Below are 21,265 nucleotides of genomic sequence, written 5' to 3' on the forward strand. Positions count from 1 at the left end.
CCATGTACCAACACTTTATCGAAGGCCTGCAACGCCTGGGCCGTGCGCTGATGCTGCCGATCGCGATCCTGCCGATCGCCGGCCTCCTGCTGCGCCTGGGCGACACCGACCTGCTCAACATCGCGGTGATGCACGACGCCGGGCAGGCGATCTTCGCCAACCTCGCGCTGATCTTCGCCATCGGCATCGCCGTGGGTTTTGCCCGCGACAATAACGGCACCGCGGGCCTGGCCGGGGCGATTGGTTACCTGGTGATGGTCTCCACCCTCAAGGTGATGGATACGAGCATCAACATGGGCATGCTCGCCGGGATCGCCAGCGGTTTGATGGCGGGCGGGCTGTACAACCGCTTCAAGGACATCAAGCTGCCGGAATACCTGGCGTTCTTTGGCGGGCGGCGATTTGTACCGATTGTCACCGGGTTCAGCGCGGTCGGCCTGGGCGTGATCTTTGGCCTGATCTGGCCACCGATCCAGCACGGCATCAATAGCTTCGGCGTATTGCTGATGGAAAGCGGCAGCCTGGGTGCCTTCGTGTTTGGCGTGTTCAACCGCCTGCTGATCGTCACCGGCCTGCACCATATCCTCAACAACATGGCGTGGTTCGTGTTCGGCAGCTTTACCGACCCGCTGACCGGCGCGGTGGTGACCGGCGACCTGACCCGCTACTTCGCCGGCGACCCGAAAGGCGGCCAGTTCATGACCGGCATGTTCCCGGTGATGCTGTTCGGCCTGCCCGCCGCGTGCCTGGCGATGTACCGCAATGCCCTGCCGGAACGACGCAAAGTGATGGGCGGGATTTTCCTGTCGATGGCGCTGACCTCGTTCCTGACCGGCGTGACCGAGCCGATCGAATTCGCCTTCATGTTCCTCGCGCCGTTCCTGTACCTGCTGCATGCGTTGCTGACCGGGCTGTCGATGGCGGTCACTAACCTGCTGGATATCCACCTGGGCTTTACCTTCTCCGGTGGGTTTATCGACATGGTGCTGGGTTGGGGCAAGTCCACCAATGGCTGGCTGGTCCTCCCGGTCGGCTTGGCTTACGCAGTGATCTACTACAGCGTGTTCAACTACTGCATCCGCCGCTTCCAGCTGAAGACGCCGGGCCGCGAAGATATCCCGGTGGCGCAGGCCGAAGTGATGAGCGATAACCAGCGCGCCACGGCTTACATCCAGGCGTTGGGGGGTGCCGACAACCTGCTCAGCGTGGGAGCCTGCACCACGCGGTTACGGTTGGACATGGTCGACCGCAACAAAGCAGTGGATGCACAGTTGAAAGCCCTCGGTGCGATGGCCGTGGTTCGGCCGGGTAACGGTGGGAGCTTGCAGGTAGTGGTCGGGCCGATGGCGGACAGCATTGCCGATGAGATCCGGTTGGCGATGCCGTCGTTTGTAGCCAATGCGCCCGTGACAGTTGCGCCTGTGGATAAGTTGGTTGCGGTGGATGTCCGGGAAGCCGAGAGATGGCTGATTGCATTGGGTGGCCGGGAAAATGTGCGCCAGTTGGAAGCGGTGGCGATGACCCGGTTGCGGGTGGAATTGGGGGATGACTCGGTGGTGTCCGAGGCTCAACTGACAGCGCTTGGTTGCCAAGGCGTTAGCCAACTCGATAGCGGTGTTTGGCACCTGCTGATTGGTGACAAGGCCTCGGGTTTGAGCGAGGCGTTGGAGCAGATGGTCAGTGGCCGTGAGGTCAGCGCCGGGGTTTAAGAGATGTAGTGGCTGCTCTGACCTTATCGCGGGCAAGCCCCCTCCCACATTTGACCGGCGCCCGACCTGGCAACGCAGCCAAATGTGGGAGTAGGCTTGCCTGCGATTGGGCCTCACAGGCAACAAAAAACCCGCTGCCCCAACAGGCCCAGCGGGTTTCTTGCTCATGCAATCAACGAATCAAAAATCCGCCAACTGCCATACCTCATACGCCGGTGTCTCATAGGGATGGCTCAGCTTCAACGCGGCCACAACAGCCACGATCAACGCATCCGCCACCACCAGCTCAACTTTCCACTCTTCAACCACTTCAACCTGGCCGACTTGCCCGAGAAACGGCTGGCTGCCGTCCAACGCGCGGAATTGGCCCTGGCCCAGCACTTGCCAGGCGCAGCTGTCGTAGTCGCCGATGCGCCCGCCGCCGGCTGCGAAGACGGCGGTTTTTACCGTCTCCACGTGGCTCGCGGGCACAAAGAAAGCGAGCTTGTACACCGCCTTAGTTCACCCACACGCGAGCGTTGCGGAACATGCGCATCCACGCGCCGTCTTCGTTCCACTCTTCCGGGCGCCACGAGTTCTGCACGGCACGGAATACACGCTCCGGGTGCGGCATCATGATAGTGACGCGACCGTCGCGGCTGGTGAGGCCGGTGATCCCGCGCGGCGAGCCGTTCGGGTTGGCCGGGTAGCTTTCGGTGACCTTGCCGTGGTTGTCGACGAAACGCATGGCCACGCAGCCGGACACGTCGGCTTCGAGCAAGGCGTCTTCGCTGGCGAACTCGGCATGGCCTTCACCGTGGGCGATGGCGATTGGCATACGCGAACCGGCCATGCCTTGCAGGAAGATCGAGTTGGACTCCTGCACCTGCACCATGGCGACACGGGCTTCGAACTGTTCGGAACGGTTACGCACAAAGTGCGGCCAGAACTCGCTGCCCGGGATCAGTTCGTGAAGGTTGGACATCATCTGGCAACCGTTGCACACACCCAGGGTGAAGCTGTCGTTGCGCTCGAAGAAGCCCTGGAACGCGTCGCGGGCACGGCTGTTGAACAGGGCCGACTTGGCCCAGCCTTCACCGGCACCCAGCACGTCGCCGTAAGAGAAACCGCCGCAGGCCACCAGGCCTTTGAACTCGTTGAGGTCGACGCGACCGGCGAGGATGTCGCTCATGTGGACGTCGATCGCATTGAAGCCGGCACGGTCGAATGCGGCCGCCATTTCCACCTGGCCGTTGACGCCCTGCTCACGCAGTACGGCAACCTGTGGGCGAATGCCTTTCTTGATGTACGGCGCAGCGATGTCCTGGTTGACGTCGAAGCTGAGCTTGGTGCTCAGGCCCGGGTTGTCTTCTTCCAGGATCACGTCGAATTCCTGCTCGGCGCAGTCGGCGTTATCACGCAGGCGCTGGATCTGGTAGCTGGTCTCGGCCCACTGGCGTTGCAGCAGACGGCGCTGGCCTTCGAACACGGTGTCGCCGTTGAAGACGATGTCGATCTGACCGTTGTTGATCGGCTGGCCGATCACGGCCACGCAATCGCCCAGGCCGGCGGCGCTGAACTGTGCCAATACGTCCGGCGTCGCGTCCTGGCGCACCTGGATCACCGCACCCAGTTCTTCGTTGAACAGGATGCCGTTGATTTCAGAGGCGTCCTCGGCAACGCTGTCGAGCACCAGGTTCAGGCCGCAGTGACCGGCGAAGGCCATTTCGACCACGCTGGTCAACAGACCACCGTCGGAACGGTCGTGGTAGGCCAGCAGGTGGCCGTCGGCGTTGAGGCCCTGGATCACCGCGAAGAAGGCTTTCAGGTCTTCGGCGTCGTCGACGTCCGGCGCGTGTTTGCCGAGCTTGCCATGGGTTTGCGCGAGGATCGAGGCGCCCATGCGGTTCTGGCCACGGCCCAGGTCGATCAGGATCAGATCGGTGGTGCCCTTGTCCATGCGCAGTTGCGGGGTCAGGGTCTGGCGGATGTCGGTGACCGGTGCGAAACCGGTGACGATCAACGACAGCGGCGAGGTGACGCTCTTGTCCACGCCGTCATCGTTCCAACGGGTGGCCATGGACATGGAGTCCTTGCCCACCGGAATGGTGATCCCCAGTTCCGGGCACAGCTCCATGCCGACAGCCTTGACGGTGTCGTACAAGCGCGCGTCTTCGCCGGGGTGACCGGCAGCGGACATCCAGTTGGCCGACAATTTGATGTCGGACAGCTTGCCGATACGGGACGCGGCGATGTTGGTGAGGGTTTCACCAATGGCCATGCGGCCCGACGCCGGAGCGTCCAGCAGGGCCAGCGGCGTGCGCTCGCCCATGGCCATGGCTTCACCGGTGTAGACGTCGAAGCTGGTGGCGGTGACGGCAACGTCGGCCACCGGCACTTGCCACGGGCCGACCATTTGGTCACGGGCAACCAGGCCGGTGATGGTGCGGTCGCCGATGGTGATCAGGAAACTTTTGCTCGCGACCGCCGGGTGGTGCAGCACGCGCTCGATGCTGTCGGCCAATTCCAGTGTGCTTGGGTCGAAGTCATCGCCCAGCTCCGCTTCACGTACCGCCGAACGGTGCATGCGCGGGGCTTTGCCCAGCAGCACTTCGAGCGGCATGTCCACCGGGCTGTTGCCGAAGTGGCTGTCGGTGACGGTCAGATGCGGCTCGGCTGTGGCTTCGCCGACCACGGCAAACGGGCAACGCTCACGTTCGCAGATGGCCTGGAAGCGCGCGAAGTCTTCAGGGCCGACAGCCAGGACGTAGCGTTCCTGGGATTCGTTACTCCAGATTTCGTGCGGGGCCATGCCCGGCTCGTCGTTTGGAATGTTGCGCAGTTCGAAACGGCCGCCACGCTCGCCATCGTTGACCAGTTCCGGGAAGGCGTTGGACAAACCGCCGGCGCCGACGTCGTGGATAAAGCTGATCGGGTTCTTGTCACCCAACTGCCAGCAACGGTCGATGACTTCCTGGCAGCGGCGCTCCATCTCTGGGTTTTCGCGCTGTACGGAAGCGAAGTCCAGGTCCGCCGAGCTGGTGCCGGTGGCCATGGAGGAAGCCGCGCCGCCGCCCAGGCCGATCAGCATTGCCGGGCCGCCGAGCACGATCAGCTTGGAGCCGACCAGGATCTCGCCTTTCTTGACGTGTTCTTCACGGATGTTGCCCATGCCGCCGGCCAACATGATCGGCTTGTGGTAACCGCGCACTTCGTCGCCATGCGGGGTGGTGATCGATTGTTCGAAGGTACGGAAATAGCCGGTCAGCGCCGGACGCCCGAATTCGTTGTTGAACGCGGCGCCGCCCAGCGGGCCTTCAATCATGATGTCCAGCGCGGTGACGATGCGCTCCGGCTTGCCGTATGGCACTTCCCACGGCTGTACGAAGCCCGGGATCTGCAGGTTGGATACGGTGAAACCGGTCAACCCGGCCTTGGGCTTGGCGCCACGGCCGGTAGCACCTTCGTCGCGGATCTCACCGCCGGAACCGGTGGCTGCGCCCGGGAACGGGGCAATCGCGGTCGGGTGGTTGTGGGTCTCGACTTTCATCAGGATGTGTACCGGTTCCTGCACCGCGCCGTACTGGCGGGTTTCAGGGTCCGGGAAGAAACGACCGGCGACGCTGCCGACGATGACCGAGGCGTTGTCCTTATAAGCCGACAGAACGCCTTCGCTGTGCATCACGTAGGTGTTCTTGATCATGCCGAACAGGCTTTTTTCCTGGCTTTCGCCGTCGATGTCCCAACTGGCGTTGAAGATCTTGTGACGGCAGTGCTCGGAGTTGGCCTGGGCGAACATCATCAATTCGATGTCGTGCGGGTTGCGCTTCAAGCCGTTGAAGGCGTTGACCAGATAATCGATCTCGTCTTCGGCCAGGGCCAGGCCCAGTTCGGTGTTGGCCTTCGCGAGGGCGGCGCGGCCACCGCCGAGCACGTCAATCGCGGTCAGCGGCTTGGCCTCGGCGTGGCTGAACAGAGCGCCGGCCTGTTCCAACTGGCAGACGATGATCTGGGTCATGCGGTCGTGCAGGCTGCTGGCGATCAGCTCGGCCTCGGCATCGCTGAACTGGCCCGCGACATAGAAGGCAATACCGCGTTCCAGGCGCTGGATTTTTTCCAGGCCGCAGTTGCGGGCGATATCGCTGGCCTTGCTCGACCAGGGCGAGATGGTGCCGAACCGTGGCAGAACCAGGAACAAGCGGCCAGTCGGCTCTTGAACGGGAACGCTTGGGCCGTACTTCAGAAGGCGTGCCAGCACTTGCTGTTCGTCGGCGGTCAAGACGCCAGTCACGTCGGCGAAGTGAGCAAATTCAGCATACAGGCCTGTAACAGCTGGAACCTTCTGGCTCAGTTGCTCAAGGAGTTTGCTGTGGCGAAAGGCAGAAAGGGCAGGAGCGCCGCGCAGGATCAACATCTTCGGGACAGCCTCGGGAAGGGGTGTGCTTTGAGGCCGTGCATTCTAGCGTAAACCGTCGTCAACGGCACCCGAAACGCTACCGCTGGCCGCTGCCGAACGTCAGTTGGCAGGGTTTGCACGGTAGCGGGGCGTTAACCACAGCATTGGGCGCAGTTATTTTAACCGTCACAATCGCTCGCCAGGCCACGTTTCTGCGGGCTGCAGCACAGTTTCAAGGCGGCTAGCAGACAAGTCCCCTGCTGTCGAGATATGGCGCCGTGGGCCGTTTGCGTATACTGCGCAGATGTTCTCCCCAACTGCTTTACGCCCGCGATGCGCCAAATGGCTCATCGCAACCGGACTCTTCCTGATGCTCAGCGCCTGTGTTGATAAACCCAGCACGCTCGAGCGAATCAAGGAGGATGGCGTATTGCGGGTGATTACCCGGAACAGCCCGGCCACGTATTTCCAGGACCGCAACGGTGAAACCGGTTTCGAATACGAATTGGTCAAGCGCTTTGCCGACGACCTGGGGGTGAAACTGGAAATCGAGACCGCCGACAACCTCGACGACCTGTTCGGCCAGCTCGGCAAACCCAACGGCCCGGTGCTCGCCGCCGCCGGTTTGGTCAGCAGCGAGCAACGCAAGCAGCAGGTACGCTTCTCCCACCCGTACCTGGAAGTCACCCCGCAGATCATCTACCGCAACGGCCAGTCGCGCCCCACCAACGCGGCGGACCTGGCGGGCAAGAAGATCATAGTGCTCAAGGGCAGCACCCACGCCGAACAACTGGCGGAGCTTAAAAAGCAGAACCCTGCGATCGAATACGAAGAATCCGACGCCGTTGAGGTGGTCGACCTGCTGCGCATGGTCGACGAGGGCCAGATCGACCTGACCCTGGTGGACTCCAACGAAGTGGCGATGAACCAGGTGTACTTCCCCAACGTGCGCGTGGCGTTCGACCTCGGCAATGCCAGCAACCAGAGCTGGGCCGTGGCCGCCGGCGAAGACAACAGCCTGCTCAACGAGGTCAACAGCTACCTGGACAAGGTCGGCAAGAACGGCACCTTGCAACGCCTGAAAGATCGCTACTACGGGCACGTCGACGTGCTCGGCTACATGGGCGCCTATACTTTCGCCCAGCACTTGCAGCAGCGCCTGCCCAAGTACGAGAAACACTTCAAGGCCTACGCCAAGGAAGAAAAGGTCGACTGGCGCCTGTTAGCCGCCATTGGCTATCAGGAATCACTCTGGCAACCCGCGGTCACCTCCAAGACCGGCGTGCGCGGCCTGATGATGCTGACCCAGAACACCGCCCAGGCGATGGGCGTATCCAACCGCCTGGACGCCAAGCAAAGCATCATGGGCGGCGCCAAGTACCTGGCCAAGATCAAGGATGAGTTGGACGACGATATCGCCGAGCCGGATCGCACCTGGTTTGCCCTGGCTGCTTATAACGTGGGCACCGGGCATCTGGACGACGCACGCAAGCTGGCGCAGAAGGACGGCCTGAACCCGAACAAGTGGCTGGACGTAAAAAAGATGCTGCCACGCCTGTCGCAGAAGCAGTGGTACAGCAAGACCCGCTACGGCTATGCCCGGGGCGGCGAGCCGGTGCATTTTGTGGCGAACATCCGGCGCTACTACGACATCCTTACCTGGGTGACCCAGCCACAGCTGGAAGGCAACCAGGTGGTCGAAGGCAACCTGCATGTGCCTGGGGTGAACAAGACCAAGCCGCCGGAAGAGAACCCGCAGCTGTAAACCCGATGCCCCCAAACACCACCGCCCAATGTGGGAGGGGGCTTGCCCCCGATAGCGGTGTGACAGTCAGCTTGTCTATAACTGACCCACCGCCATCGGGAGCAAGCCCCCTCCCACATTTGACTCGCTACTGGCCTTGGAGACCGGTGATCAGATGCACGATCCCACCCGCCAGCACCATCACTCCCGACACTCCCGCCGCCTTTAACGCCGCCGCATCCACCCGTGCCGCATCCTGCAGTTGCACACGCACTCGCGTCAGCGCCACGCGTTGTTGCGACTTGAGGTTATCCGCGCCACCGAGGGCATTCAGCACGTCGGCGGACAACAGGTTCTCCCCCGCTGGCACAGGCGCAGCGACGGTCTCGGCGATCAAGTCCGGGGTCAGGGCTTTCCAGAACGCCCGCTGCAATTTCTCGAACATGCTCAGTGCTCCACGACAGGTGAGGTTTCAACGGTGGCCGCGTGGTACAGGCGCAAGGCCTCGCGTACTTGCGCAGCTTCTTCCAGGCCCAGCACCTGACGGGCGATGATCTGGCAGTCCGCCAGGTCCAGCTCGCGCACGGTGGCCTTGATGGACGGGATCAGCGGCACGCTGACCGACAGTTCGTCCACCCCCAACCCGATCAACACCGGCACCGCCAACGTTTCAGACGCCAGCGCCCCGCACACGCCGACCCACTTGCCGTGGGCATGGGCGGCCTTGACGGTGGTGGCGATCAGGCGCAGCACCGCCGGGTGAAAGCTGTCGGCCTGGCTGGCCAAGCGTGGGTGGTCGCGGTCCATCGCCAGGGTGTATTGGGTCAGGTCGTTGGTGCCGATGGAGAAGAAGTCCACATGGGGCGCGAATACATCCGCCATCAAGGCCGCAGACGGCACCTCGATCATGATGCCCAACTTCGGCAGCTCGGTAAGCCCAAGGGCCGATGCTTCCTCTTCAAGAATCGTGCGCGCCAGGTGCAGCTCCGAGAGCAGGCTGACCATCGGCAGCATGATATGCAGCCGCGTCAGCCCGGCACTGGCGAGGATTGCGCGGAACTGTTCGCGCAGCAATTCGGGGCGCTCCAGGCACAGGCGAATACCGCGCAGGCCCAGGAACGGGTTGGTCTCGGCGTCCATCGGCACATAGGCCAAGGGTTTGTCACCGCCGACGTCCAACGTGCGCACCACCAGGTTGCGCTCCGGGCCCAGCGCGCGGGCGATGGCGCTGTAGGTGCCGGCTTGCTCTTCGGGGCTCGGCGCGCGATGGCGGTCCAGGTAGAGGAACTCCGAACGCAGCAGGCCCACGCCTTCGCCGCCCAGGCTCAGGGATTGCTCGACCTCCTGAAGCGACGCGACGTTGGCCGTGACTTCGACATGATGACCGTCGCGGGTGATGGCCGCCAGGCACGCCTGCGCGACGTCGCGTTGGTGCCGCAGCACTTGCTCCCGGCGAGTGGCCTGCAATTGCTCTATCTCGGCCAGGTCCGGGTTCAGGTGCAGCTCGCCCTTGTCGGCATCCAGCAGCACCTGTTGACCATTGGCCAGCGCCAACACCTGCGGCGGCACCCCGCAAATCGCCGGCAGCCCCAGCGCACGAGCAAGGATCGCGACGTGGCTGGTCGCGCCGCCGCCGACGGTGACAAACCCGAGCACCTTGTGCGTATCGAGGCTGGCGGTTTGCGACGGCGTCAGTTGCTCAGCGATCAGGATCGCGCGTTCAGGCAGTTCCCATGCGCGATCCTGAATGCCGAGAAGCAGTTTCAGCACGCGCTGGCCGACGTCGGCCAAGTCCGCCGCACGTTCGGCGAGCAGGGCATTGCCCAGGCCCTGGAACAGTTTGGCGGTGGCGAGCGTGGCGTTGTTCCAGGCAAAGGCGGCGCTTTTGCCCTCGGCTAGCAGGCAGTGGGCGTGCTCCAGCAGGGTCGGGTCTTCGAGCAGTTCCTGATGGGCACGGAAGATCTGCGCCTGGGCACTGCCGACCGCCTTGGCCTGCAGCGCTTGCAAGGCCTCGGTTGCAGCCAGCAAGCCACGCCCCAACGCCGCGCGTTCGAGTGCTTCGCCGCCCCCCGCTTCGGGAATGCTCAGCGCCGGCTCCGCCACCTGGACCACCTGACCAAACGCCGAGCCCGGCGACGCACACACGCCCCGCAACACCCTCGCGGATGACACAGACGCAAGCGGCGCAGCCTCCTCGACCAGCGTCGCGATCGTCTCGCCGCACCCCTCGGCCAACAGCGCCACCAAGGCCTTGATCGCCGCGCTGGCATCCGCTCCCGCCGCGCTCACCTGCAAGGTGTCGCCCTGCACGGTTTGCAGCGCCATGATCGCCACCAGCGACTTGGCGTTGGCACTCTGGATTTGCTTGTGCAAATAGATGCTGGCATTGAACCCCTTCGCCGCCTGGGCAAACACCGCCGCCGGGCGGGCGTGCAAACCGTTGGTATTGGGCAACGTCAGCGGCTTGGAGAACAGCGCATCGCCCTCCTCGTCCACTGTTTCTGCCGCCTCACCTGGAGACAGGCGCAACAGCGGCTGGCCCACCGCGACCAGGCCGCTGGCCGGCGCCAGTAGCGCAAACGGCTCGCCGCTGACCACTAGCATCAAGGTCAGCAGGCTGCGGGCGTTGAGCGCAACGTAGTCGGCGTCGAACTCGATCAGCGGCTGCCCGGCCACCACCCGCTGGCCTTCCTCGACCAATCGGCTGAAGCCCTTGCCCGCCAGGTTCACGGTGTCCAGGCCGATATGCAGCAGCACCTGGACGCCGTTGTCGTCGGTAATGCTCACCGCATGGCCACTCTCCTGGATATTGCTGATCACTCCGGTCAATGGCGCGCAGAGGGTCGGCGAGGTGGGATCGATGCACAGGCCGTCGCCGATCAGGCGGCTGGAGAACACCGGGTCGGGGACCTTGTCCAGTGCCAGCAGCACACCCGACAAGGGCGCAAGCAATTCCAGGGGTTGAGTTGCGGTCATGACGTCACCTGCTGTTTTGTTCTGTAAAAATCATTGGGTGGATACAAATCCCGAGGTGACAAAGATCAAATGTGGGAGGGGCTTGCCCCCTCCCACATTTAAGCCTGTCTACATCCGAAGATTCACTTCCACCAGTACTCGACTTGCACACCGACGTTCGAGCCATGCCGCGCAGTGCCGTAGGCGCCGGTGTCGGACAACGCCGATCCCGCCGCCAGCTCATTCGCCGCGCGCTTGGCCGCTTCGTTCCAGGTCGCATAGGTGTAGTACAGACGCACTTCCGGGCGCGCCCAGAACTCCGGGCCCTTGGGCGACCAGGTCGGGGCAAAGGTGAATTTGCTCAGCTTGCGTGTACCGCCTGTAGCGTCGACCTGATCATGGCCAAGCTCGGTGACCAGTTTGAACTGTTCACTGATCGCATATGCCGGGCGCACACCGATGGACATCCAGGTCTGGTCCTGGCTGCCGGGGCGAATATCCTTCTGGTACACCGCCTCGATCTGCCCACCGAAACGCGGAGTGAGCTGCCAGTCGAAGAACTCCACGGCGCGGTAGCTTTTGCTGCTGCTATCCAGGGCGGTATTGCCGGTGTAGCCGAGGCCGGTGCCGGGGCCTTCGCCGTACTGCAGGGCGAACTTGTTCTTGCCGCCGAGGAACGGTGTTTGCACATGTTGCGCGGTCAGCGCCCAACCGCTGTTGGCGTCACGCCCTCCGGCTTTTTCGATGTAGCTCAAGCCCAGTTCCAGCTCGCCGCCGGGGTTGGTCTTGAAGCCGGCCACGTTGAAGTCGTGACGGGTCGCGTATTCCTTCTGGTACAGGTTGTCCTTGCGCGAAAGCGCGTAGCCGTATTTCAGGTCGCCAATCAGTACGTCCTCGATGCCACCGCCCGTGGCGCTCTGGTTCCAGTAGTAGAAGTCGGAGATATGGATGTCGTTACGTTTGTAGTAACGCCGCCCCGCCCACAGTGAGCCGCCGTTGAGGCTGGGCAGGTTGGACCACTGTGCATACATCTGCGGCATGCGCGCCGAGCCGTTGTCTTCGCCCTGGAATTTAAGCGCGCGGTCGTACTTGTTGTAGAGAGAAGCCATGGCGTCGACGCTGAGCACGGAGCCGTCGTCGAGGGTCAGCAGGTCCTGGCGCAGCTCCAGTTCGCCGTACTGTTCGCATTCGTTGCCCAAACGGTATTTGGTTTGCGCGCCCGGCAGTTGGAAACACTGCTGCTTGCCACTGCCGGTTGAAGTCCCCGCGCCGCTGCGCAAGTAACCGGAAAACTCCAGGGCCTGAGCGCCGAACGGCAAGCTCAGACACGACGCCACTAGGCCCAGCTTTATTGTTTTTTTCATGCAGTACTCCGATATTTTTATTATGTTTTTTGTGAAGCGCCCGGTGCTCCCACACGGGGAATTAATCTCCTGCTTAGCGTCGCGCTCGGCCGTTGCTACAACGCTCCAGGCGTCAGTCCTTGAGGTGCAGCACGAAGGATTCGTAAGGCCGCAACGCCAGCGTGCCCGTGCTTGCCTGGCAATCGGGGTAGTTGCTGATCAGCAGGCGCTGCCGCGTCGTTGCGTTGAGGACGTTGTCGGGCAGCCGGATTTCGCAGGGTTTGCCGTAGAAGTTGTTCAGCACCAGCAGGCGCTCGCCATGGCCTTCGCGCAGGTAGGCCCAGACCTGGAGATGGTCCTGCAACAATTCGCGATAAACGCCGTCTTGAATCAGCGGCTCCTGGCGACGCAGGGCAATCAGGCTGCGGTAGTGATGCAGCACCGAATCCGGGTCATCCCGTTGGCTGTCGACATTGATCTGCGCCGCATTGGCCGGGATGCCGATCCACGGTTCACCGCTACTGAAACCGGCATGCTTGTGGGCATTCCACTGCATCGGCGTGCGCCCGTTGTCCCGCGACTTCTGCATGATCGCCGCCATGCTCGACGCCTCGGACTCACCGGCATCACGTTTGAGGCGGTAGATGTTGAGGGTTTCGACATCGCGGTACTGTTCGATCTTGTCGAAGCCCGGATTGGTCATACCCAACTCTTCGCCCTGATACACATACGGCGTGCCCTGCAGGAAGTGCAGCGCCGTGGCGAGCATCTTGGCCGAGACCACACGATGCTCACCGTCATCCCCAAAGCGCGAGACCACCCGTGGCTGGTCGTGGTTACACCAGAACAGCGCGTTCCAACCGCCGCCGGCCTGCATACCCAGTTGCCAGTCGGAAAAGATCTGCTTGAGCTGCAGGAAATCGAAGTCGGCCTTCACCCACTTCTGCAGGTTCGGGTAGTCAACTTTCAGGTGGTGGAAGTTGAAAGTCATCGACAGCTCTTTCGACTCCGGCCGCGAGTAGCGGATGCAGTGTTCCAGGCTGGTGGACGACATCTCGCCGACGTTGATCAGGGCATGGCCTGCGAAGACTTCGCGGTGCATTTCCTGCAGGTATTCGTGCACGTTCGGACCGTCGGTGTAGAAACGGCGGCCGTCACTGGCGTCTTCGGGGAAGTCGGCGGGTTTGGAGATCAGGTTGATCACGTCCAGGCGGAAACCGCCCACACCTTTGTCGCGCCAGAAGCGCATCAGCTTGAACACCTCGGCGCGCACCTTGGGGTTGTCCCAATTCAGGTCGGCCTGGGTGTGGTCGAACAGGTGCAGGAAGTACTGGCCGGTTTGCGCTTCGTATTCCCAGGCCGAACCGCCGAACTTAGATTCCCAGTTGTTCGGCTGGTCGCGCCAGATATAGAAGTCGCGGTACGGGTTGTCGAGGCTGCTGCGCGCCTGCTGGAACCACTCGTGCTCGATGGAGGTGTGGTTGACCACGATATCGAGCATCAGCTTGATGCCGCGCGTGGCCGCTTCGCTGATCAGCCGGTCGCAATCGGCCATGGTCCCGTAGCTCGGGTCGATGGCGTAGTAGTCGCTGATGTCGTAGCCGTTGTCGCGCTGCGGCGAGCGCAGGAACGGGGTGATCCACAGGCAGTCGACGCCCAGCCATTGCAGGTAGTCGAGTTTGTCCACGATACCCAGCAGGTCTCCGGTGGCGTTACCCGCGTGGCTGTGAAAGCTCTTGGGGTAGATCTGGTAGATCACCGAGTGTTGCCAGTTTTGCATGGGGGTTCCTTCAGTAAAATTTTGTACCAGCCGCTCGGCCTCATCGGGAGCAAGCCCCCTCCCACAGGGGGAACGCATTTCAACTGTGGGAGCGGGCTTGCTCGCGAAGGCGGTAATTCAGGCAACGCGATACCCAGGCCGGACAATCTTCATGCTCAATGCACAGGTCAGAACAAACGGCACGACCATCGCGATGACCATCCCGATCACAAACATCGGGATCGCATGCGGCACGATCGAGATAAACCCAGGCAAGCCACCGACCCCGATGGCCGAGGCCTGCACCTTGTTCAGCGAGAGGAAAATGCTGCCCAGTGCCGACCCCAGCAACGCGGCATAAAATGGAAACTTGAAGCGCAGGTTCACCCCGAACATCGCCGGCTCAGTGATGCCGAAATACGCCGAGATAGCGGAAGTCGAGGCCATGCTTTTGTCCCGCGCATTGCGGGTCATGTAGAACACCGCCAACGCGGCGCTGCCCTGGGCCAGGTTGGACATGACGATCATCGGCCAGATAAATGTGCCGCCCTGGGTGGAGATCAGTTGCAGGTCCACCGCCAGGAACATGTGGTGCATGCCGGTGATCACCAGCGGCGCATACAGCAGGCCGAAAATCGCCCCGCCGAGCATTGGCGCCAGGTCAAACAGGGTGACCACGCCTTCGGTGATCAGGATGCCGAGGTGACGGGTCACCGGGCCGATGATCGCCAGCGCGAGTACGCCGGTGACGACGATCGTGGTGATCGGCACGACCAGCAGTTGAATGGCATTCGGTACCCGCGCACGCAGCCATTTCTCGATGACGCTCATCACATAGGCCGCCATCAGGATCGGCAGGATCTGCCCCTGGTAGCCGACTTTCTCGATCTTGAACCAGCCGAAAATGTCGAAGTACGGCAGGCTCTGACCATCGAGACCGGCCACCGCCTTGCCGTAGTTCCAGGCGTTGAGCAGGTCCGGGTGGACCAGCATCAGGCCGAGCACAATGCCGAGGATTTCACTGCCGCCAAAACGCTTGGCTGCCGACCAGCCCACCAGCGCCGGCAGGAACACGAACGAGGTGTTGGCCATCAGGTTGATCAGGCTCCACAGGCCATCCAGGTTCGGGTAGGCCTCCAGCAGCGTCTTGCCTTCGATGAACATGCCCTTGGCGCCCATCAGGTTGTTCACGCCCATCAACAGGCCGGCGATGATCAGCGCGGGCAGGATCGGCATGAATACATCGGAGAACACCCGCACCAGGCGCTGCATGGCGTTGGTCTTGTCGGCGCCCTTCTTCTTGACGTCGGCGATAGTGGCGGCGGCGAGGCCGGTCTGTTCGCGCAGGGCGGCGTAGACCTTTTCCACTTCGCCGGGGCCGATCACCACCTGGAACAGGCCACCGGTAAAGAACGAACCCTTGACCAGGTCGACCTGGTTCAACGCACTGCCGTTGACCAGGCTCGGGTCCTTGAGCGCCAGGCGCAGGCGGGTCACGCAGTGGGCAGCTTGCTCAAGGTTGTCGCGGCCCCCGAGGTTCTCGAGAATCTCGCGGGCGATGTTCGAATAGTCGTGGCTCATGCTTGGTTTCCACTTTGATTTTTTTATTTGAGGGCAGTCATTGGCAGCACGCCGAAGGCAAAAGTACTCGTACAGACGAGTTAAAGCAACAACTCGTCTGTACGAGTTACATGTTGTTTATTTTTTGTAGGCCTGGCCGCCCCGCAGGCCACAGATATCCACGGGCCCAATAGACAAACCCCAGCCGTGCCACTAAGGTTCCTGCCTTGAACGCAAACGCGGCACAGAGCCATCCCCATGAGCAAATACAACCAGATCTATACCGATCTGCTTGCCAACATCACCACTGAACGCCTGCAACGCGGCACCCGTCTTCCCTCTGAAACCGAACTGATGGATACCTACCAGGCCAGTCGTGGCACCGTGCGGCGAGCCATCGAGCAGTTGCAGGAACGTGGGTTTGCGCAAAAAATCCACGGCAAGGGCACGTTTGTGTTGTCGCCCAACCCTATCGAGTTCCAACTGGGCGGCATCGTCAGCTTCCACGAAACCCACGCCGACCTGGGCGATGACGTACGCACCGACGTCGTCGAATTCACCCAGTTCCCGCTGGAAGGTTCACTGCTGCAGCACATCGAGGCCGAACCCGGCAGCCTGATCACCCGCATCAAACGGGTGCGGCGCATCGGCGGCAAACGGGTGATCCTCGACATCAACCACTTCGTCGCCGACCTGATCCCCGGCCTGGACCGCGACATCGCCGAGCAATCGATCTACGCCTTCATCGAGCAGACGTTGCAGTTACAGATCAGCTACGCCCAACGCACCATCGAAGCCCTGCCCCGCGGCAAAGACGACCAGGCGCACCTCGACCTCGAGGGTCAAAGCCATGTGATCGTGGTGAGCAACCAGACGTTTTTGCAGGACGGGCGGCAGTTCGAGTACACCGAGTCGCGGCACACATTGGATAAGTTTTACTTTTCGGATATCGCGCGGCGATGAGGGCGTTGATCTTCCCTATTCCAGAAACACAAAACCCCGGCACATGGCCGGGGTTTTGTTGTTCAGCATTTATCTGCTAGGGCAGGATCATTCCCACTCAATCGTCGCCGGCGGCTTGCTCGACACGTCATACGTCACGCGCGAAATGCCTTCGATTTCATTGATGATACGGCCGCTGACGGTTTCCAGCAGTTCGTAGGGCAGGTGTGCCCAACGGGCGGTCATGAAGTCGATGGTTTCCACCGCACGCAGGGCCACGACCCACGCGTAACGACGACCGTCGCCGACCACGCCTACCGATTTCACCGGCTGGAACACCACGAACGCCTGGCTGACTTTGTGATACCAGTCGGCCTTGTGCAGTTCTTCGATGAAGATGTGGTCGGCGCGACGCAGCAGGTCGGCGTATTCCTTCTTCACTTCACCGAGGATGCGCACGCCCAGGCCCGGGCCTGGGAATGGGTGACGGTAGACCATGTCGTAAGGCAGGCCCAGTTCCAGGCCCAGACGGCGGACTTCGTCCTTGAACAGTTCGCGCAGCGGTTCGACCAGCTTGAGGTTCATTTCCTCGGGCAGGCCACCTACGTTGTGGTGGGACTTGATCACGTGGGCCTTGCCGCTCTTGGCGCCGGCCGACTCGATCACGTCGGGGTAGATGGTGCCCTGGGCGAGGTACTTGATGTTGTCCAGTTTGTTGGACTGGGCATCGAATACGTCGATGAAGGTGCGGCCGATGATCTTGCGCTTTTTCTCCGGGTCGGACTCGCCGGCCAGGTTGTTGAGGAACTGCTCCTCGGCGTTGGCGCGGATCACCTTGACGCCCATGTTCTCGGCGAACATGGCCATCACTTGCTCGCCTTCGTGCAGGCGCAGCAGGCCGTTGTCGACGAATACGCAGGTCAGCTGGTCGCCAATGGCCTTGTGCAGCAGCGCGGCTACCACGGAGGAGTCGACGCCGCCGGACAGGCCGAGCAGCACATTGTCGGTGCCGACCTGGGCACGCACGTTGGCGATCGCGTCTTCTGCGATTTTCGACGGGGTCCACAGGGCTTCACACGCGCAGATATCGAGGATGAAACGCGACAGGATGCGACCGCCCTGCTTGGTGTGGGTCACTTCCGGGTGGAACTGCACGCCGTAGTAACCACGCTCATCGTTGAACATACCGGCGATCGGGCAGCTCGGGGTGCTGGCCAGGATGTGGAAGTCTTCCGGCATCTTGGTGACTTTGTCACCGTGGCTCATCCACACATCGAGGCCGAACAGGCCGTCGGCGTCGACATGGTCTTCGATGCCGTCCAACAGGCGGCTCTTGCCGACCACGTCGACACGCGCATAACCGAATTCACGCAGCTCGGAACCTTCAACCTTGCCGCCCAACTGCTCGGCCATCGTTTGCATGCCATAGCAGATACCGAACACCGGCACGCCCAGGTCGAATACGGCTTGCGGGCAGCGCGGGCTGTTGGCTTCGTGTACAGACTCGGGGCCGCCGGCAAGGATGACGCCTTTCGGTGCGAATTCGCGGATCGCTTCGTCGTCCATGTCGAACGGATGCAGTTCGCAGTACACGCCGATTTCACGCACGCGACGGGCGATCAGTTGGGTGTACTGGGAACCGAAATCGAGGATCAGGATACGGTGGGCGTGAATGTCGAGGGCCATGAGATCAGTCTCGTCTAATGAATCAGAAACAACTCGGGGCTGCATAAGACAGCCCCGGTTACTTAACTTTATGCTGGAAGCCTCAACCTACGCGGTAGTTCGGCGCTTCCTTGGTGATCTGCACATCATGGACGTGGGATTCGGCCATACCGGCGCCGGTGATCCGCACGAACTCTGGCTTGGTGCGCATTTCTTCGATGTCGGCGCTACCGGTATAGCCCATCGAGGAACGCAGGCCGCCCATCAGTTGATGGATGATCGCGCTCAGGGTGCCTTTGTACGGCACACGGCCTTCGATGCCCTCCGGAACGAGTTTCTCGGCGCCTGCCGAGGAGTCCTGGAAGTAACGGTCGGAAGAGCCTTGCGCCTGGGACATGGCGCCCAGCGAACCCATGCCGCGGTAGGCCTTGTACGAACGGCCCTGGAACAGTTCGATCTCGCCCGGGGCTTCTTCAGTACCGGCGAACATCGAGCCCATCATCACGCAGGAAGCACCGGCGACGATGGCTTTGGACAGGTCACCGGAGAAACGGATACCGCCGTCGGCAATCAACGGAACGCCCGTGCCTTCGAGGGCCTCGGCGACGTTGGCGATGGCGCTGATTTGTGGCACGCCCACACCCGCGACGATACGCGTGGTGCAGATTGAGCCAGGGCCGATACCGACCTTGACCGCATCCGCGCCCGCTTCGGCCAGGGCCTTGGCGGCAGCGCCGGTAGCGATGTTGCCGCCGATTACCTGGACTTCAGGGAAATTCTGTTTGACCCAACGAACGCGGTCGATCACGCCCTTGGAGTGACCGTGAGCGGTGTCGACCACCACCACGTCCACGCCGGCAGCGACCAGTGCCGCCACGCGATCACCGGTGTCTTTACCGGTGCCGACTGCCGCGCCGACGCGCAGACGACCTTGGTCATCCTTGCTGGCCAGCGGGTAAGCCTTGGCTTTTTCGATATCGTTGACGGTCATCATGCCCTTGAGGGCAAATTTGTCGTCGACGATCAGCACGCGCTCGATGCGGTGCTTGTGCAACAGTTCGCGCACGTCGTTCTTGTCAGCGCCTTCCTTGACCGTGACCAGACGCTCTTTAGGCGTCATCACTTCGCGGACGGTGACTTCAAGACGGTTCTCGAAACGCACGTCACGGGAGGTGACGATGCCGACCAGGTCGCCATTGTGCAGCACCGGAACGCCGGAGATATTGTGCAGGCGGGTCAGTTCGAACAGTTCACGCACGGTGGCGTCAGCTTCGATGGTGATCGGGTCCTTGACCACACCGGCTTCGTAACGCTTGACCTTGCGCACTTCGGCAGCTTGCTGCTCGATGGTCATGTTCTTGTGGATGATGCCAATGCCGCCTTCCTGAGCCATGGCGATGGCCAGACGGGCTTCAGTGACGGTATCCATGGCAGCGGAAACCAGGGGAATATTCAGCTCGATGCCACGGGTTAGGCGGGTCTTGAGACTGACTTCGTTAGGAAGCACCTCGGAATAACCGGGCACTAAGAGAATGTCGTCGAATGTCAGAGCTTCTTGGCTGATACGCAGCATCGCGGGGGCTCCCGAGCGGGAAAATGGAAGCGCGCCATTATACTCAGACACCCCTCAGGTCTCAACGTAAAACTCTGACAAACTTGGTAATACTGATAGATGGATTAAAGCTCGACTTTGACCCAACTGATCTTCTGGTCCAACCAATCGGCAAATTCGTCGATAAAGCTCTGCTTGAAACCCGCCTCCGCCCAGTTGTTGAAGATGAATCCGAGGTTGGAAAACCCGCATTCCTGCAGGAACAGAAAGCCGTTGATGTCATCCTCATGCCCACACAGCGGGCAGGTGAAGTTGTCGGTGTGGCCTGGCATCCAGTCTTCCAGGCTGTCGAACAGCGCCTCGCCGACTTCCTTGAGGCATTCCGGGCAGCCGGCTTCTTCGAGAAAGCCTTTGGCCGGTGTATAGATGCAACGCTTGTAGATGATTTCCAGGCCATTGACCGGCTCGTTGAACGGCAGCGCCTCGGGGTGCAGTACCACGGCGCGGGCGCCATCCGCCAGGGCGTAAGCCATGCGATTACCGGTGCGTCCGCACGTGGTCGGCTCTTCCTTGATGATGTTCTTGCGCACCAGCCAGCGCACGACCGCCCGGGCGCGGGGTTCGTGGACAGGCAAGGTGGAGATTTTCGGGACAAGGATGCTTTGGGAGTTCATGGGGCCTGAGAGTCCTGCGGTGTAGCGTCTGGCGCCTTCGCGAGCAAGCCCGCTCCCACCATTCGACCGCGATCCTGCAGGATAAATGCGGTCAACTGTGGGAGCGGGCTTGCTCGCGAAGAGGCCCTGAAGGCAGGCAGCTTAATCCCTGAATAAATCAGGTCAAGTACTCAAGTACCGCCCAATCAATGCGATGCCACTGGCCAGCACCAGCCACGTCACCAATCGCACAAACGCCTCACGGGACATGCGCAGCGTCAGCCTGCGCCCACACCACAATCCGAGGGCCATCGCCGGCAACAGGCAAACCGCCAGCAGCAACAGCGGCATGTCGGCATACACCCCGGCAATCAGGAACAGGCTGAGGCGCACCACGGTGCTGCAACTGATCAACGCGCTTTGCGTGGCGCGCGCGGCGTCCTTGGGCAAACGACTGCTCAGGTAGATCGCATATAAAAAGCCGCCACTGCCGAACAACGCACCGAACAAGCCGCCGACGGTGCCCATGGGAATCGCCCAGCCCGCCGCCAGTTGCGCCGGCCGAGCCTTCACCGCCAAGCTGTAAATCGCATAGGCGCTGATAAACAGGCCCATCAACAGCAGCAACAGATCCGAATGCAGGTTGAGCAAAAACACCACGCCTAAGGTGCAACCGATCGCCATGCACGGCAGCAGTCGCAACAGCTCCGGCTTGTTCACATCCCGTCGCGATTGCAGCAGGTTGCCGAAGGCCGCGACAAAATCCAGCAGCACCAGCAGCGGGATGATCTTCGACAGCGGCATGAACACCAGCAGGATCGGCCCCGCCACCAGTGCCGTACCGAACCCGGCGATACCAAACACGATGTAGGCCACGACAATGCCCAGGCCGATCACCAGCCAATCCATACCGCCAAACGACCACTGACTCATCAGCTCAACCGGGCTCATGGGTAATTCCTTGAAAGAGATGTCCATCACTTTAGCCATCGGTAAGACTTGCGACTA

General features: G+C 61.8%; 14 protein-coding genes. 3 read left to right on the forward strand and 11 right to left on the reverse strand.

The genetic code is table 11. The features are described from left to right. Window positions 1-2: 2 nt before the first annotated feature. Window positions 3-1,709 (forward strand): N-acetylglucosamine-specific PTS transporter subunit IIBC, encoded by a 1,707-nt coding sequence (nagE, locus tag ACS5Q8_RS23660; protein ID WP_276194707.1) that lies wholly within the window; start codon window positions 3-5, stop codon window positions 1,707-1,709. A gap of 180 nt (window positions 1,710-1,889) precedes the next feature. Here the strand turns inward: nagE and ACS5Q8_RS23665 are convergent, their stop codons facing one another. Together ACS5Q8_RS23665 and purL are read right to left on the reverse strand one after the other, a co-directional pair. After that, window positions 1,890-2,201 (reverse strand): YqfO family protein, encoded by a 312-nt coding sequence (locus ACS5Q8_RS23665; RefSeq protein ID WP_247404083.1) that lies wholly within the window; start codon window positions 2,199-2,201, stop codon window positions 1,890-1,892. Window positions 2,202-2,205: 4 nt separating this feature from the next. Continuing rightward, window positions 2,206-6,102 carry a phosphoribosylformylglycinamidine synthase gene (gene purL, locus ACS5Q8_RS23670; RefSeq protein ID WP_247404079.1) on the reverse strand — a complete coding sequence of 1,299 codons (3,897 nt, stop codon included), beginning with the start codon at window positions 6,100-6,102 and terminating at the stop codon, window positions 2,206-2,208. Window positions 6,103-6,388: 286 nt separating this feature from the next. Between purL and mltF the strand changes: the two genes are divergently transcribed. Then, entirely contained in the window at window positions 6,389-7,849 is a 1,461-nt protein-coding gene (gene mltF, locus ACS5Q8_RS23675) for a membrane-bound lytic murein transglycosylase MltF (protein WP_276194709.1), read from the forward strand. A gap of 127 nt (window positions 7,850-7,976) precedes the next feature. Here mltF and ACS5Q8_RS23680 read toward each other — a convergent pair whose 3' ends face one another. From ACS5Q8_RS23680 to treP, 5 genes are all read right to left on the reverse strand, one after another. Next, a complete protein-coding gene (locus ACS5Q8_RS23680) occupies window positions 7,977-8,273 on the reverse strand; it encodes a PTS sugar transporter subunit IIB (protein ID WP_276194710.1) in 297 nt (98 codons plus the stop codon). 2 nt (window positions 8,274-8,275) lie between these two features. Then, the gene (gene ptsP, locus ACS5Q8_RS23685) at window positions 8,276-10,804 is read right to left on the reverse strand and encodes a phosphoenolpyruvate--protein phosphotransferase (protein ID WP_443694502.1); all 2,529 of its coding nucleotides are present in this window, start codon (window positions 10,802-10,804) and stop codon (window positions 8,276-8,278) included. A gap of 122 nt (window positions 10,805-10,926) precedes the next feature. Then, window positions 10,927-12,147, reverse strand: a complete 1,221-nt coding sequence (locus tag ACS5Q8_RS23690; protein WP_465159484.1) for a maltoporin — start codon at window positions 12,145-12,147, stop codon at window positions 10,927-10,929. A 112-nt stretch (window positions 12,148-12,259) separates the two neighbouring features. After that, window positions 12,260-13,906, reverse strand: a complete 1,647-nt coding sequence (treC, locus tag ACS5Q8_RS23695; protein WP_465159485.1) for an alpha,alpha-phosphotrehalase — start codon at window positions 13,904-13,906, stop codon at window positions 12,260-12,262. A 117-nt stretch (window positions 13,907-14,023) separates the two neighbouring features. After that, a complete protein-coding gene (gene treP / locus ACS5Q8_RS23700; RefSeq protein WP_247402663.1) occupies window positions 14,024-15,466 on the reverse strand; it encodes a PTS system trehalose-specific EIIBC component in 1,443 nt (480 codons plus the stop codon). 237 nt (window positions 15,467-15,703) lie between these two features. Between treP and treR the strand changes: the two genes are divergently transcribed. Next, on the forward strand, window positions 15,704-16,408 hold the full coding sequence (treR, locus tag ACS5Q8_RS23705; protein WP_426100174.1) for a trehalose operon repressor: 705 nt from the start codon (window positions 15,704-15,706) through the stop codon (window positions 16,406-16,408). 87 nt (window positions 16,409-16,495) lie between these two features. Here treR and guaA read toward each other — a convergent pair whose 3' ends face one another. The 4 genes from guaA to ACS5Q8_RS23725 all read right to left on the reverse strand — a co-directional run bounded on the left by guaA (window position 16,496) and on the right by ACS5Q8_RS23725 (window position 21,208). Continuing rightward, a complete protein-coding gene (gene guaA, locus ACS5Q8_RS23710; protein WP_247402671.1) occupies window positions 16,496-18,073 on the reverse strand; it encodes a glutamine-hydrolyzing GMP synthase in 1,578 nt (525 codons plus the stop codon). Window positions 18,074-18,155: 82 nt separating this feature from the next. Continuing rightward, window positions 18,156-19,625 (reverse strand): IMP dehydrogenase, encoded by a 1,470-nt coding sequence (gene guaB / locus ACS5Q8_RS23715; protein WP_321861888.1) that lies wholly within the window; start codon window positions 19,623-19,625, stop codon window positions 18,156-18,158. 104 nt (window positions 19,626-19,729) lie between these two features. Continuing rightward, the gene (locus ACS5Q8_RS23720) at window positions 19,730-20,278 is read right to left on the reverse strand and encodes a sugar ABC transporter ATPase (RefSeq protein ID WP_465159486.1); all 549 of its coding nucleotides are present in this window, start codon (window positions 20,276-20,278) and stop codon (window positions 19,730-19,732) included. A 162-nt stretch (window positions 20,279-20,440) separates the two neighbouring features. Then, a complete protein-coding gene (locus tag ACS5Q8_RS23725) occupies window positions 20,441-21,208 on the reverse strand; it encodes a sulfite exporter TauE/SafE family protein (protein ID WP_276194715.1) in 768 nt (255 codons plus the stop codon). Window positions 21,209-21,265 lie beyond the last annotated feature (57 nt).

The sequence above is a fragment of the Pseudomonas sp. PAMC25584 genome (assembly GCF_058135675.1).

Coding starts and splice junctions, on each gene's coding strand:
- purL (WP_247404079.1), bottom strand. CDS start 6,102: ATGTTGATCCTGCGCGGCGCTCCTGCCCTTTCTGCCTTTCGCCACAGC.
- mltF (WP_276194709.1), top strand. CDS start 6,389: ATGTTCTCCCCAACTGCTTTACGCCCGCGATGCGCCAAATGGCTCATC.
- ACS5Q8_RS23725 (WP_276194715.1), bottom strand. CDS start 21,208: ATGAGCCCGGTTGAGCTGATGAGTCAGTGGTCGTTTGGCGGTATGGAT.
- ACS5Q8_RS23720 (WP_465159486.1), bottom strand. CDS start 20,278: ATGAACTCCCAAAGCATCCTTGTCCCGAAAATCTCCACCTTGCCTGTC.
- ACS5Q8_RS23690 (WP_465159484.1), bottom strand. CDS start 12,147: ATGAAAAAAACAATAAAGCTGGGCCTAGTGGCGTCGTGTCTGAGCTTG.
- treC (WP_465159485.1), bottom strand. CDS start 13,906: ATGCAAAACTGGCAACACTCGGTGATCTACCAGATCTACCCCAAGAGC.
- ACS5Q8_RS23680 (WP_276194710.1), bottom strand. CDS start 8,273: ATGTTCGAGAAATTGCAGCGGGCGTTCTGGAAAGCCCTGACCCCGGAC.
- treR (WP_426100174.1), top strand. CDS start 15,704: ATGAGCAAATACAACCAGATCTATACCGATCTGCTTGCCAACATCACC.
- guaB (WP_321861888.1), bottom strand. CDS start 19,625: ATGCTGCGTATCAGCCAAGAAGCTCTGACATTCGACGACATTCTCTTA.
- ptsP (WP_443694502.1), bottom strand. CDS start 10,804: ATGACCGCAACTCAACCCCTGGAATTGCTTGCGCCCTTGTCGGGTGTG.
- nagE (WP_276194707.1), top strand. CDS start 3: ATGTACCAACACTTTATCGAAGGCCTGCAACGCCTGGGCCGTGCGCTG.
- guaA (WP_247402671.1), bottom strand. CDS start 18,073: ATGGCCCTCGACATTCACGCCCACCGTATCCTGATCCTCGATTTCGGT.
- treP (WP_247402663.1), bottom strand. CDS start 15,466: ATGAGCCACGACTATTCGAACATCGCCCGCGAGATTCTCGAGAACCTC.